General features: G+C 51.8%; 12 protein-coding genes. All 12 read left to right on the forward strand.

Features of this window, described 5'->3' with window-relative positions:
- Positions 1 to 19 precede the first annotated feature (19 nt).
- On the forward strand, positions 20 to 1,171 hold the full coding sequence (locus G477_RS0112385) for a cysteine desulfurase family protein (protein ID WP_026698220.1): 1,152 nt from the start codon (positions 20 to 22) through the stop codon (positions 1,169 to 1,171).
- An 18-nt stretch (positions 1,172 to 1,189) separates the two neighbouring features.
- Positions 1,190 to 2,296 carry a tRNA 2-thiouridine(34) synthase MnmA gene (gene mnmA / locus G477_RS0112390; RefSeq protein ID WP_026698221.1) on the forward strand — a complete coding sequence of 369 codons (1,107 nt, stop codon included), beginning with the start codon at positions 1,190 to 1,192 and terminating at the stop codon, positions 2,294 to 2,296.
- A 391-nt stretch (positions 2,297 to 2,687) separates the two neighbouring features.
- Entirely contained in the window at positions 2,688 to 3,356 is a 669-nt protein-coding gene (locus tag G477_RS0112400) for a tetratricopeptide repeat protein (protein ID WP_026698223.1), read from the forward strand.
- A gap of 8 nt (positions 3,357 to 3,364) precedes the next feature.
- Positions 3,365 to 5,632 (forward strand): SF1B family DNA helicase RecD2, encoded by a 2,268-nt coding sequence (recD2, locus tag G477_RS19570; protein WP_035211993.1) that lies wholly within the window; start codon positions 3,365 to 3,367, stop codon positions 5,630 to 5,632.
- 294 nt (positions 5,633 to 5,926) lie between these two features.
- Positions 5,927 to 8,554: an alanine--tRNA ligase gene (gene alaS / locus G477_RS0112410; RefSeq protein WP_026698224.1), complete on the forward strand. Its 2,628-nt coding sequence runs from the start codon at positions 5,927 to 5,929 to the stop codon at positions 8,552 to 8,554.
- An 84-nt stretch (positions 8,555 to 8,638) separates the two neighbouring features.
- Complete coding sequence (locus G477_RS0112415; protein WP_026698225.1) at positions 8,639 to 8,911, forward strand: IreB family regulatory phosphoprotein; 273 nt, start codon at positions 8,639 to 8,641, stop codon at positions 8,909 to 8,911.
- Entirely contained in the window at positions 8,911 to 9,327 is a 417-nt protein-coding gene (ruvX, locus tag G477_RS0112420; protein WP_026698226.1) for a Holliday junction resolvase RuvX, read from the forward strand. Before G477_RS0112415 ends, ruvX begins: the two co-directional genes overlap by 1 nt.
- Before the next feature lie 11 nt (positions 9,328 to 9,338).
- A complete protein-coding gene (locus G477_RS0112425) occupies positions 9,339 to 9,638 on the forward strand; it encodes a DUF1292 domain-containing protein (RefSeq protein ID WP_035211995.1) in 300 nt (99 codons plus the stop codon).
- A 400-nt stretch (positions 9,639 to 10,038) separates the two neighbouring features.
- The gene (mltG, locus tag G477_RS0112435; protein WP_026698228.1) at positions 10,039 to 11,169 is read left to right on the forward strand and encodes an endolytic transglycosylase MltG; all 1,131 of its coding nucleotides are present in this window, start codon (positions 10,039 to 10,041) and stop codon (positions 11,167 to 11,169) included.
- Positions 11,170 to 11,246: 77 nt separating this feature from the next.
- The gene (locus G477_RS0112440; protein ID WP_026698229.1) at positions 11,247 to 11,894 is read left to right on the forward strand and encodes an O-methyltransferase; all 648 of its coding nucleotides are present in this window, start codon (positions 11,247 to 11,249) and stop codon (positions 11,892 to 11,894) included.
- Between the two features lie 60 nt (positions 11,895 to 11,954).
- On the forward strand, positions 11,955 to 12,590 hold the full coding sequence (gene udk, locus G477_RS0112445; protein ID WP_026698230.1) for a uridine kinase: 636 nt from the start codon (positions 11,955 to 11,957) through the stop codon (positions 12,588 to 12,590).
- Between the two features lie 162 nt (positions 12,591 to 12,752).
- Positions 12,753 to 13,226: a transcription elongation factor GreA gene (greA, locus tag G477_RS0112450; RefSeq protein WP_035211996.1), complete on the forward strand. Its 474-nt coding sequence runs from the start codon at positions 12,753 to 12,755 to the stop codon at positions 13,224 to 13,226.
- Positions 13,227 to 13,661: the final 435 nt, after the last annotated feature.

The raw sequence follows: 13,661 nt of genomic DNA on the forward strand, positions 1-13,661 counted from the left end.
AGGAAAGGAGCGCAGCACATTGAATAGAATTTACCTGGACCACGCAGCGACCTCGCCGGTTCATCCGGAAGCGGCGGAAGCGATGCGTCCTTACTTGACGGAGATGTTCGGCAATCCGTCGTCCACCCATCATTTCGGAAGGCAGTCGCGTTCTGGACTGGATCGTTCCCGCCGCAGCATTGCCGCAGCCATTGGAGCGGCACCGGAGGATATCGTATTCACCGGTGGCGGTACGGAAGCGGATAACCTAGCTGTCCTCGGGTACGTCAGGCATCACCGTCCCAAGGAGGGTGGGCACGTTATAACGTGCCAGACCGAGCATCACGGTGTGCTCTATGCGTGCAGGCAGCTGGAACGCGAAGGCATCGAGGTCACGTATCTCCCTGTGGACGAGTACGGCAGAATCACGCCGCTGGACCTGCAGGAAGCGCTCCGGACGGATACCCTGCTGGTCACGCTCATGACCGCCAATAACGAAACGGGCGTCGTCCACCCTGTCGAAGAGTTCGCAGCGGTTCTGAACGACCATCCGGCAGTATTTCATACTGATGCTGTACAGGCACTCGGCAAAATGGACATCAATGTACAGACGAACGGGGTCGATATGCTTGCAGCTTCTGCCCATAAGTTCAACGGGCCTAACGGCATCGGCTTTCTGTATGTCCGTCCGGGCATCCAGCTCGATCCGCTGCTCTTTGGCGGACAGCAGGAACGGGGGCGTCGTGCAGGAACGGAGAATACGGCCGGGGCAGTAGGAATGAGCAGAGCGCTGGAGCTCTCCCTGGAGCATCTCCAGGAGAGGCAGGAAAACTTTACCGGCATGAAACAGAAGATGAGTGAACAGCTGCAAGCATCCGGCATCACGTTTCACGTGAACGGCAGTGGAACCAGTGTCCTGCCGAATGTGATGAACATCAGCTTCCCTGATGCGGATGTCGAGCAGCTTCTTATGAATCTCGATATTGAAGGTATTGCTGTATCGAGCGGCTCTGCCTGTACGGCAGGATCCGTAGAGCCGTCTCACGTGCTGACGGCGATGTTCGGAGACACTCCGAGGAGCAGGGCCGCTGTTCGTTTTAGTTTCGGGCTCGGGACAGAACCGGCCCACGTGGAAAAAGCAGCAGAAGCAGTCGTCCGGGTAATGGACCGGATGAAGGCTGCGAAGCTGTAATCAGAGGAGGAAGCACCTATGACAGCGAAGCAGGATACACGTGTTGTCGTTGGGATGTCCGGCGGCGTAGATTCGTCTGTCACAGCGCATCTGCTGAAGCAGGAAGGCTACGACGTGATCGGCATATTTATGAAAAATTGGGACGAGACCGATGAGAATGGTTTTTGTTCCGCCACGGAAGATTATGAGGATGTGGTCCGTGTTTGTGATCAGATCGGCATTCCATATTACTCCGTGAATTTTGAACAGCAGTACTGGGATAAAGTATTCACGTATTTTCTCGATGAATACAAGAAAGGACGGACGCCGAATCCGGATGTCCTCTGCAATAAAGAGATTAAATTCAAAGCATTCCTCGAGCACGCGTTCGCCCTCGGTGCCGATTATGTGGCAACCGGTCATTACGCACGGGTCCGCAGAAACGGCGGGCGTACCGACATGCTGCGGGGAGTGGATGACAACAAAGACCAGACGTATTTTCTCAATGCGCTGAGTCAGGAACAGCTGCAGCGCGTCCTCTTCCCACTCGGGGAGATGGAGAAGAAAGAGGTGCGCCGGATTGCAGAAGAAGCAGAACTGGCAACCGCCGGCAAGAAAGACAGCACCGGCATTTGTTTCATCGGCGAGCGGAATTTCAAGTCCTTTCTTTCGCAGTACCTTCCAGCGCAGAAGGGAAAGATGGAAACGTTGGATGGGGAAGAGAAAGGCAGCCATGACGGTTTAATGTACTACACGCTCGGTCAGCGGCAGGGACTCGGAATCGGCGGGCCTGGTGAGCCGTGGTTCGTCGTAGATAAAGATCTCGAACGTAACGTGCTGCTCGTCGGGCAGGGATATCATCACCAGCAGCTGTACTCCGACGCACTGGAAGCCTCCCAGGTCAACTGGATATCCGGAGACCGACCGGAGGAGCCGTTCCGATGTTCGGCGAAGTTCCGCTACCGGCAGCAGGACGAGCCTGTGACGGTGTACCCACAGAAGGATGACACCGTCCGTGTCGTCTTTGATGAACCAGCACGCGCCGTCACACCGGGACAGTTCGTCGTCTTCTATGACGACGATGTCTGCCTCGGGGGAGGTACTATCGAGCAGATCGAAAAAGCAGCGGCAGTGCAGACGCAGTAACCAGCTGTACCGATGAAGCGCTCATGGCAGCTGAAGGTCATGAGCGCTCTTTGTGTTCCATTCCACCTCGTGCTGAGCCTTGATGATCGGGAGAACCGGCGCTGAAACCGGCCTGACTTTCAGCGTGCTTTTTCTTCAGGAGCCCGCAGGCTTGCGCTTCGTGCGGTTCCTGAAAGAAAAGAAAAAGCAGTGCTGTTTCTGGAGCCGTGACTGCAGCCAGAAACTACAGATGCCGGGCGCTTTTCCCGTTAACACTCGAGGAATTCAGCACTTTGTCAATAAAAGAGGATTACCGCAGAAGAAGACGGCAGCCTGGTTTGATCAGAATCGGACCTCGATCAACCGAGCTGTCATCAGGAGAAAATGAAAACTCATTGAAGGAGGTCTTGTCATGGATTTAAATGAACAGGCTGTGCAGGAAATGCAGGAAGGCAATATTGAAGAAGCGGCGAAACTGCTGAACGAAGCGATCGAAAAGAACCCGGAAGATGCTGTTGCGTTTACCAATTTCGGCAATCTGCTGGCAGCAGTCGGAGAAGAGGACCGCGCTGTCACGTTTTATGAGAAAGCGATTGAAATTGACGACACCGTCGGAGCTGCCTATTACGGTGTCGGTAATCTGTATTATAATCAGGAAGAGTACAAGAAGGCGATCAGTTCCTATCTTGCCGCGCAGAAAAACGGGCTTCACCAAGGGGACGTGTATTACATGCTCGGGATGAGTTATTTTCAGTCCGGAGACGTTATGCGTGCACTTCCACAGCTGCAGACTTCCATTGAATTGAATCCAGAAGACGTCGACGCACGCTTTCATTATGGACTGGCACTCGCACAGCAGGAAGAGATTCCCGAGGCCAAAGCGCAGTTTGACCGAGTGCTCGAACTGGATGATTCCCACGCTGATGCGATGTTCAACTACGGTGTCGCTCTGGCATACGAGGAAGATGCCCATGGCGCATTAAATATGTTTGAGCGAGCGCTCGACGCTCAGCCGGACCACGCCTTGGCAGCCAATGGCCGGGAACAGATGACAAAAATCATCGACAGCCTCGAGGACTAGGAGGGATCATGGTGGAGGAGACAACCCCGTATATTAAAGGAGAGCTTCTCCACCTGATTTATCATCAGGAAGACTCTCTTTATACCGTGGCGAAAATCAAAAAACAGGCGGCTTCTTTTGAGTGGAAAGAAAAAGAGATGGTGGTCGTCGGACTGATGGCAAAGCCCGAGCAGGACATCACCTATATTTTCTACGGCTCGCTCCAGGAGCATCCAAGGTTCGGGAAGCAGTTCCGCTTTGACACGTATGAAAAGAAAAAGCCGGATACAAAACATGGCCTAGAGCTCTATTTCTCCAGTGACCGTTTTCCGGGCATAGGTCGGAAAACAGCAGAAAAAATCGTAGACCACTTCGGTCTCGACGCGATTTCCGCGATTCTGGCACGTCCAAGCAGACTGACAGAGATTCCGAAGCTGGACAGTGAAAAAGCGGATGCAGTACATAAACAGCTGCTGGAGGATCAAGGCATCGAGGAAGTTCTGACCAGGTTGTATGCCTATGGTTTCGGTCTTCATCTGGCGATTAAAATTTATCAGACCTATAAGACGGAAGCAGTCGAGATTATTGAGAAGAACCCGTATCAAATGGTAGAGGACGTCGAGGGCATCGGTTTTGCGAAAGCGGACCAGATCGGTCATCATCAAGGCATCCGCGGCAGCCATCCTGACCGGATCCGTGCGGCGCTCCAGTATACGCTGCATGAACACTGCCTGAGCGACGGGCACGTGTATGCCGATCGGGAGGAGATCATCCAACGCGCCGTCGATCTACTGGAAAAAGACAGCGAAGAGCGCATTGATCCGGAGAAGGCGGCGGCCATTGTGGTCGAACTCGACGAGGAAGGGAAGATCATCACGGAAGACAACCGCATGTATATTCCCTCTCTTTATTACGCGGAACAGGGGATTGCATCCAATGTGCGCCGGATCATGGATCAGCGGAACATGGAATTTCCAGAATCCGAGCTGCTCAAAGCTATTGGGCAAGTCGAAGATAAACATGATATCACATACGCACCATCACAGCAGCAGGCTGTGATGGAGGCAGTCACCTCGCCGGTGATGATGCTGACAGGCGGGCCTGGAACCGGAAAAACGACCGTCATCCAGGGGGTGATTGAAGTCTATGCCGAGCTGCACGGCCTTTCTATCCGCAAAGATGATTACGAAGGGAAAACGTTCCCCTTTCTGCTCGCAGCTCCGACGGGAAGAGCGGCGAAGCGGATGAAGGAGTCTACGGGCATGCCCGCAGGAACCATCCACCGGCTCCTCGGCTACAAAGGCCTGGAATCGGAAGGGTTCGAAAAAGATGAGGATACGCCGTTGGACGGAAGTCTCCTGATCATTGATGAAATGTCGATGGTCGACACGTGGCTCGCGAATCAGCTGTTCCGGGCGGTGCCGAATGGGATGCAGGTGCTCATTGTAGGAGATGAGGATCAGCTTCCGTCAGTCGGGCCGGGGCAGGTACTTGCCGATCTGCTTGCTTCTTCCTGCGTGCCGGTCGTGAAGCTCACCGATATTTACCGTCAATCGTACGACTCCCAGATTATCACGTTTTCCCACGACATTAAGGAAGGCCGGCTGCCGGAAAAGATCGACCATTCCAGCAGTGATCTGCGCTTTTTCAGCTGCGGGCCGGATGCAGCGGCGGAGATGATTACCGCGATCTGCAGGCGTGCAGTGGAAAAGGGCTACACGGCGAGAGAGATTCAAGTGCTCGCACCGATGTATCGAGGACCTGCCGGCATTACCGCGCTCAACCTCCAGCTGCAGGAGCTGTTTAATCCAAAGCGTCCGGGGACGAAAGAAGTGTCCTTCGGTGATGTGAGCTACCGTGTCGGCGACATGGTGCTGCAGCTCGTGAATAACCTGGAAGATAACGTGTTTAACGGGGACCGCGGCGAAATTGTCGCCATTTTGACGGAAAAAGAAACGGCGGAAAAGCAGCTGCAGCTCGTGATTGCTTTTGATGGAACGGAAGTGACGTACACGAGGCAGGATTTAACACAGATTACCCATGCCTACTGCTGTTCCATCCATAAGTCGCAGGGCAGCGAATTTCCGATGGTCATCATGCCGGTCGTGAGAAGTTATTCGCGCATGCTGCGAAGAAAACTGATTTACACCGGTATCACCAGGGCACAGCAGTTCCTGCTGCTGTGCGGGGAATGGTCTTCGCTGTCGTATGCTGTCCAGACAGACGGGGAAGAAGAGCGGAATACAACGCTCGTCCACCGTCTTCAGCCGGAAGAGGAGCATGTTGACAACGGATAACACTTCTTTCTATAATGAGGAAGGATAAGAAACGTGAAGACGGAGGTACGTTGGCTGAGCCCGCCTGCCAGAGAGTGGTTTCCCTGGGCTGGAAGAAACCACGGTGAAGACAGCTGACAGCTTCTCCTGAGTGCAGTTAAAACCTGCCGGCAGGCACCCGTTATGTGCTGGTCAAGGGGACAGCTGCAGGACGGCTGTAACCAGGGTGGTACCGCGTGATTTATCTCGTCCCTGTTTTTAGACAGGAGACGGGATTTTTTTATGGACTTAGATTTTTAAAGGAGGAACACACACATGAACGCGTTAACGTCAGCAGAAGTCCGTCAGATGTATCTGGACTTTTTCAAAGAAAAAGGACATGCCGTGGAGCCGAGCGCTCCCCTCGTCCCGCACGAAGATGCCTCCCTGCTCTGGATCAACAGCGGGGTAGCTACTTTAAAAAAATACTTCGACGGACGGGTAATCCCGGACAATCCACGTATCGTGAATGCGCAGAAATCGATCCGGACCAACGATATTGAGAACGTAGGAAAAACAGCTCGCCATCATACGTTTTTTGAGATGCTCGGCAATTTTTCCATCGGAGAATACTTCAAAAAAGAAGCGATCCACTGGGCCTGGGAGTTTTTAACGAGTGAGCGGTGGATCGGTTTTGACCCGGACCGGCTTGCGGTAACGATTTACCCGGAAGACGACGAAGCCTTCCGGATCTGGCATGAGGAAGTCGGCCTGCCGGAAGAACGGATCATCCGTCTGGAAGAAAACTTCTGGGACATCGGAGAAGGACCATGCGGACCGAATACGGAGATCTTCTACGACCGCGGTCCGGCCTACGGCGACGATGAAGAAGAGCCGGAAATGTATCCCGGCGGGGAAAACGAACGTCATCTGGAAATCTGGAACCTGGTGTTCTCCCAGTTCAACCACAATCCGGACCACAGCTACACGCCGCTGCCGAAGAAGAACATTGATACCGGCATGGGACTGGAACGGATGGTATCTGTGATCCAGGATGCACCGACAAACTTTGATACCGATCTGTTCATGCCGATCATCCGTGAAACGGCCTCTGTTTCCGGCAGGGACTACGGCAGCAGTGATGAACTCGACACGGCGTTTAAAGTGATCGCCGACCACGTGCGGACCGTGACGTTTGCCGTTGGTGACGGAGCACTCCCATCCAACGAAGGACGCGGCTACGTTCTCCGCCGGCTGCTGCGGCGCGCGGTGCGTTATGCTAAAGTGCTCGGGATCGAGGAGCCGTTCATGTATCGCCTTGTCCCTATCGTCGGCGGTGTCATGGAAGAATTTTATCCGGAAGTAAAGGAAAAACAGGACTTCATCCAGAAAGTCATGAAAAATGAAGAAGAACGCTTTCACGAAACGCTGCACGATGGTCTGACGATGCTGCAGAAAGTCATTGCTCGTGCATCCAGGGACGGCCGCCGCCTTGTGTCCGGTGAGGACGTGTTCAAGCTTTATGATACGTATGGCTTCCCAGTCGATCTCACAGAGGAGTACGTCGAAGAAGCCGGACTGGAAACCGACAGAGAAGGTTTTGAGCAGGAGATGGAAAAACAGCGTGCAAGAGCCCGCGCCGCTCGTCAGGACAGTGGGTCGATGCAGCAGCAGGATGAAGTACTCGGGGCGATTACCGTGCCATCCACCTTCATCGGCTATACACAGCTGCAGCAGGAAACGAAGGTCACTGCGATTGTGAAAGACAAAGCCGAAGCAGACCTCGCCTCTGCCGGGGAAGAAGTACACTTCATGCTGGACGAGACGCCGTTCTATGCCGAAAGCGGCGGACAGACTGCGGATGTTGGAACTGTGCAGGGAGACGCTGTTGTCCGGGTGACGGACGTACAGACAGCTCCGAACGGACAGCACCTGCACACGGGTGTGATTGAGTCGGGCACGCTTCGAACAGGAGCTGTAGTAACAGCAGAAGTAGCCGAGGGCGCACGCAAGGCCATCATCAAAAACCACTCGGCGACTCACTTGATGCATCAGGCACTGAAAGATGTCCTCGGTGAACATGTCAATCAGGCCGGCTCGCTCGTCGAACCGCATCGTCTCCGTTTCGATTTCTCCCATTTCGGTCAGGTGACAGAGGAAGAAATGGAGCGGATCGAGACAGCAGTAAACGAGAAGATCTGGGAAGCCCTGCCGGTCGACATTTTTGAAACAAGCCTGGATCAGGCGAAAGAAATGGGTGCCATGGCGCTCTTCGGTGAAAAATACGCATCTGATGTACGTGTCGTACAGATGGAAGACTACAGCCTGGAGCTCTGTGGAGGCTGTCACGTTCAGAATACAGCAGAAATCGGGCTGTTTAAAATCGTTTCCGAAGCCGGCATCGGCGCCGGTGTCCGCAGAATCGAAGCAGTCACAGCGAAGAACGCATATGAATTCATGAACGGTCGTCTTGATAAACTGAAGGAGGCTGCAGACAGCCTGAAAGCTTCTGTGGATGATGTACCGGAACGGGTGCACCAGCTGCAGCAGCAGCTCAGGGAGAGGGAGAAGGAGAATGAATCCCTTTCAGCCAAGCTCGGTCAGATGCAGGCAGGGAGTCTCCTTGATCAAATGACGGATGTCAACGGGGTGCCGGTTCTTGCGGAACAGGTGAACGCAGCTGACATGAACGCCCTGCGTCAGCTCGCTGATTCCTTGAAAGAGAAAGTAGATTCAGGTATTCTCGTGCTTGCGGCAGTGAGCAGCGGGAAAGTCAATATTGTCGCAAGCGTCTCGGACGATCTGGTAAAAGACGGCCATCACGCCGGCAACATCGTCAAAGAAGTCGCAGCAGCGTGCGGCGGCGGGGGCGGCGGCCGTCCGAACATGGCTCAGGCAGGAGGGAAAGATCCTTCTAAAGTAAAAGAAGCACTCGCCGCAGTACCGGAACTTGTAAAGAATTAGTCCGCTTTCGTGTACAATGACCCAAAAGCATACTAGAATGAAGGTACTGAGATTAGTGAAACAAGGAAGAGGGAGGGCGGGAACATGAGCTCTATGGATAAAACGATGAAGTTCAATTTCAACGAAGACGATTCGATGGATGAACAGGTCCGGGAACTGCTGACGCACGTACACGGCTCACTGGATGAGAAAGGGTACAACCCGATCAATCAAATCGTCGGCTACCTGCTGTCCGGCGATCCTGCATACATTCCGAGACACAATGACGCCCGCACGATGATCCGGAAATTGGAGAGAGATGAGATCATTGAACAGCTCGTAAGATCCTATCTCTCGGATCATGTGAAGGGGAAGTAATGAAAATACTCGGACTGGATGTAGGAACAAAAACAATCGGTACGGCTGTAAGCGATGCGCTCGGGTGGACAGCACAGGGAATTACAACCATCCGGCGGACCGAAGAAGAAGAGGATCTGCAGGCGGTTCTTGCACTCGCAAAAGAGCATGAAGTTTCTGAGTTTGTCGTTGGTCATCCGAAAAACATGAACGGCACGATTGGACCGAGTGCAGAACTATGTGAAGATTTCGCAGAAAAACTGCGCACTGCTTCCGGAATGCCAGTGCACCTCTGGGATGAACGAATGACCACGATGGCTGCAGAGCGCGTCATGGTAGACGCTGACGTAAGCCGGAAAAAGCGAAAAAAAGTAATCGATAAAATGGCGGCGGTCATGATCCTGCAGAATTACCTCGACCGCCGCAGCTCAACTTAAGGAGGCTCACGATGTCTGAAATTGATATTAAACAGCCGGAAGGGGACGACAACAAAATCGTCATTCCGGATGAGGACGGCAACGAACATTTATTTGAAATTCTCTTTACGTTCGACGTAGATAGTACAGAGAAATCCTACATGGTGCTCGCACCGGAAGGAACAAATGAAGACGAAGAGGAAGAAGAAGTGGAGGTTCATGCGTTTCGATATGAAGAATCGGAAGGCGGGGACATTTCCCTTTTCCCAATTGAAACAGAGGAAGAGTGGGACATGGTAGAAGAACTTCTTAATACGTTCTCGGAAGAATAAATGAAGCGGTGCACGCAGACGGACCAGGTTCATCTGCGTGAAGAAGCAATAGAAATGAGAACCCCGGCAGGATCGCTCCTGCCGGGGTTCTGTATACATGCTGCAGAAGACAGAAATGCAGCCCCCTTTTGGCCGAAGGAAGAAGGGAGTCGTTGAGCCCGCTGCCTCCGGAAATGGCGGCTGTGCCGGCTGCGCGGGAAGTACGACACCTTCTCTATACATCCTGCATCGACGCCCGCACACCGTCTCTGTCAAGGGGCGCTTTGCGCTTTTGCTCTGTCCGCTGACGCGTCGGCTGTTTGTTTATTCGTACTGGAGAAAAAACTTATATATTTTCGGTGCTTCCCCCACATGAAAAGTGGAATATTGTATAATAAAGTCTGGAAGGGGGAGACTCCGTGTGACTGATGAAACAAAAGAAGAGAAAAAAGCGAGAAAAAAACAGATGTACCGTCAAAAAATAGAAGAGCGGAAAAAAGAGGCCGGTGCTGTCCGGAAAATCATCTTCGCTTTTCTGGCAGTACTCGTCCTGACTGCGGCAGCAGTAGCGTTTGGCGGATATCAGTACGTCATGGCTGCGCTGGAGCCGAAAGAACCGGAAAATGACGATGAATACACCATTAATATTCCGATAGGTTCGCATCCGGATGAAATTGCTGAAATTCTGGAAGAAGAAGGAATCATCAGCAGCGAGACGATGTTCCGCTATTATGTCCGATTCCAGAACGAATCCGGCTTCCAGGCTGGAACGTATGAATTGTCACCATCCATGGATGTGGATACGATTATTGAAGAACTCAAAGAAGGCCGGATCGAAGAAGAATTTGCCCACTCCTTTACGATACCGGAAGGACTCTGGGTGGAGGAAGCATTCGATATTATCGCCTCGGAGACGAATCTGACGGTGGAAGAACTGGAGGATGCGGCAAGGGATGAAGACTTCCTTGAAAACATGATTGACCAGTTCAGTATACTGACAGAACATATTCTGGATGACGATATCAGAGAACCGCTGGAAGGATACCTTTTCCCGGCCCGCTATGATTTTGTACAGGAGGAGCTGGAAGCAGAGCAGCTGCTGCAGCAGATGCTGAATCGGACGCAGCAGGAAGTCAACCTTGCGGTAAATGTAACTGAAGAAGAGATGCATGAAGTGATGACAAAAGCGTCGATAATCGAAGGTGAAGCGAGTTCTGATGAAGAGCGGCCATTGATCAGCGGCGTGATTGAAAATCGCCTCTCCGTTCCGATGCGGCTCGAAATGGATCCAACTGTCGCCTATGCTCATGGAGAAAGATTTGCGAGAACCCTGAACGAACATCTGGAGCTGCAGTCCCCTTACAACACGTACCGGACAGACGGTCTGCCTGCAGGTCCCATTAACAATCCTGGAGCAGATTCTATCCAGGCAGCAGATAATCCGGAAGAGCATGATTATCTCTACTTTTTCCACTCCCCTGATGGTGAATTTTACTTGAATGAGACATACGCTGATCACCAGGAAGTGACGAGCGAATATCAGGGAGATTAGAGAGACAGTGCGGTGGTCTTTACACCGCACTCTTTCTTATGTTAAGATTGCCCGGTTAAATTGGGAGGAAGAAAAGCATGAGCGATAGGGAAAGCATCGAATACAACTACATAGAAAGCCTGCTGCCGGAACGTTCTGCCTTCTTTCAGGATCTGGAACGGGAGGCGCTGCAGAAAAACATCCCGATTATGGATCCGGAAGGAATGCAGGTCCTGCTCACGATCCTGGAAATTCACCAGCCGTTGAAGATCCTGGAGATCGGCACGGCTGTCGGTTATTCCGCGCTGCGGATGCTGGAGGTTCTTCCGGAAGCAGAGATCATTACAATGGAGCGGGATCCTGTCATGGCAGAGGCGGCTGAGCGCAACATCGAGCGTGCTGGAGAATCCGCCCGCGTCCGGATCATCCGCGGTGATGCACTTGAATCGGTCCAGCAGGCTGCTGCCCATGCGCCGTTTGACGTATTGTTTATTGATGCAGCCAAAGGACAGTATGAGAAATTTTTTCAACTGTACGAGCCGCTTGTTCATCGAGGGGGACTGATTCTATCGGATAATGTTCTGTTCAAAGGCTATGTCTCCGGTCAGGAACCGGTGAAAACAAGAAGTGTTCGGTCGATGGTCAGCAAGCTGCGTGAGTATAATGAAAATTTGATGAATAACCCCCGCTTTGCTTCCTCTCTCCTTTCGGCCGGAGATGGGCTGATGGTGACCAGGAAGCGTTAACGCGCCTGCGTTGACAGGAAAATATGCCGTTTAGTATGATGACGTGAAAGGAATAGAATTATGCAGAAGAAGCCTATCATTATTGGAGTAGCCGGAGGTTCCGGCTCTGGAAAAACGACCGTAGCACATGAAATCTACCGCCAGTTTCCTGAACAGTCCATTCTTATGATTGAGCAGGATGCCTACTACCGGGATCAAACCCACCTTCCTATGGAAGAAAGGCTGAAGACCAACTATGACCATCCGCTCGCTTTCGATAATGAACTGCTCATGCAGCAGCTCGATCAGCTGAGCAGAGGAGAAGCCGTCAAAAAGCCTGTATATGATTATGCCAATCATACAAGGGCGGATGAGGTAATCCATGTTGAGCCGAGAGACGTCATTATTCTCGAAGGAATCATGATTCTGGAGGATGACCGTCTAAGGGAATGGATGGACATTAAACTGTTTGTTGATACAGATTCTGATATGCGTATTATCCGCAGGCTCATGCGGGATATTAATGAACGGGGACGGACCATCGATTCGGTGATTGATCAATATACGACGGTTGTCAGGCCGATGCACCTGCAGTTTATCGAACCGACGAAACGCTACGCGGATATCATCGTGCCGGAAGGTGGACATAACCATGTTGCTGTAGATTTAATGGTTACCAAAATAAAAACGATTCTGGAAGAAAAGTCAATGCTGTAAAAGATTTGGCATTTCAATAGGAATTCATTATAATACAAACATGCCGGATAAATTGGGAATCCGCGCTCTGTTCCGTTTTTATTTCGGGATGGAGCGCTTCCCAGTTTCACAGGCTCCAATATTGAAAACGCTGACTATTTATGTTGAAGAAGGAGAGAGACAATGATGGCTGAAGAAAAGCATTACATGACAGAAGAAGGAAAAGAAAAACTCGAGGCTGAACTGGAATCCCTGAAAACGGAAAAAAGAAAAGAGGTAGTCGAACGTATTAAGATAGCTCGCAGTTTCGGCGATCTCTCTGAGAACTCGGAATACGATTCAGCGAAAGAAGAACAGGCCTTTGTAGAAGGCCGTATTCAGCAGCTGGAAGCGATGATCCGTAATGCGGAAATCATCGAAGAAGACGTTGAATCATCTTCCGTGCAAGTCGGAAAAACAGTAAAGATTAAAGAACTTCCAGATGAAGACGAAGAAGAATACACGATCGTCGGACGTGCGGAAGCCGATCCCCTGGAAGGGAAAATTTCGAATGATTCGCCGATGGCGAGAAGTCTTATGGGGAAAGAAAAAGGAGACCGCGTGATGGTTGCCACCCCGGGTGGAGACCTGGAAGTCGAAATTCTAGAAGTATTTTAAAGCAGATATGAGGTGTGCTGCCTCTTATAGATTCCATTTAGACCCGGGCTTCGAGGAAGCCCGGTCTTTTTGTAAGTATAGGAATGTATAAGTGTTCATTCAGGGTGACGGCGCAGCCGGCTGCGCAGGAAACATGAAAAACTTATGCTTCCCTCAAAGAACCTGCGGTACACGCCCTTCCGACCAAAAGGCACTTTGCGCTTTTGTTCCATGATAGGAATGTATAAGTTTTCATACAGTGTGACGGCGGCTCCATGCGCTGCTCGGGAAGAAAAAAACGTTTTCTTCCCTCAAAAATCTTGCAGCGACTCCGCACGCCCTTCCGACCAAAAGGCGCTCCGCGCTTTTGTTCCAGGATAGGAAAGCATTCCTGTATTGAAGTAATTTGGGGTTTGTCAAAAAAAAGAGCCCTCCTGGTAGGATACAAGGTGTCCA

Source organism: Alkalicoccus chagannorensis DSM 18086, assembly GCF_000429725.1.
Taxonomy (GTDB): Bacteria; Bacillota; Bacilli; order Bacillales; family Salisediminibacteriaceae; genus Alkalicoccus; species Alkalicoccus chagannorensis.

Excerpts from the sequence above, each read along its gene's own strand:
- mnmA (WP_026698221.1), top strand. The coding sequence starts at position 1,190 with ATGACAGCGAAGCAGGATACACGTGTTGTCGTTGGGATGTCCGGCGGC.
- G477_RS0112400 (WP_026698223.1), top strand. The coding sequence starts at position 2,688 with ATGGATTTAAATGAACAGGCTGTGCAGGAAATGCAGGAAGGCAATATT.
- alaS (WP_026698224.1), top strand. The coding sequence starts at position 5,927 with ATGAACGCGTTAACGTCAGCAGAAGTCCGTCAGATGTATCTGGACTTT.
- G477_RS0112440 (WP_026698229.1), top strand. The coding sequence starts at position 11,247 with ATGAGCGATAGGGAAAGCATCGAATACAACTACATAGAAAGCCTGCTG.
- G477_RS0112415 (WP_026698225.1), top strand. The coding sequence starts at position 8,639 with ATGAGCTCTATGGATAAAACGATGAAGTTCAATTTCAACGAAGACGAT.
- ruvX (WP_026698226.1), top strand. The coding sequence starts at position 8,911 with ATGAAAATACTCGGACTGGATGTAGGAACAAAAACAATCGGTACGGCT.
- recD2 (WP_035211993.1), top strand. The coding sequence starts at position 3,365 with ATGGTGGAGGAGACAACCCCGTATATTAAAGGAGAGCTTCTCCACCTG.
- G477_RS0112425 (WP_035211995.1), top strand. The coding sequence starts at position 9,339 with ATGTCTGAAATTGATATTAAACAGCCGGAAGGGGACGACAACAAAATC.
- udk (WP_026698230.1), top strand. The coding sequence starts at position 11,955 with ATGCAGAAGAAGCCTATCATTATTGGAGTAGCCGGAGGTTCCGGCTCT.
- greA (WP_035211996.1), top strand. The coding sequence starts at position 12,753 with ATGATGGCTGAAGAAAAGCATTACATGACAGAAGAAGGAAAAGAAAAA.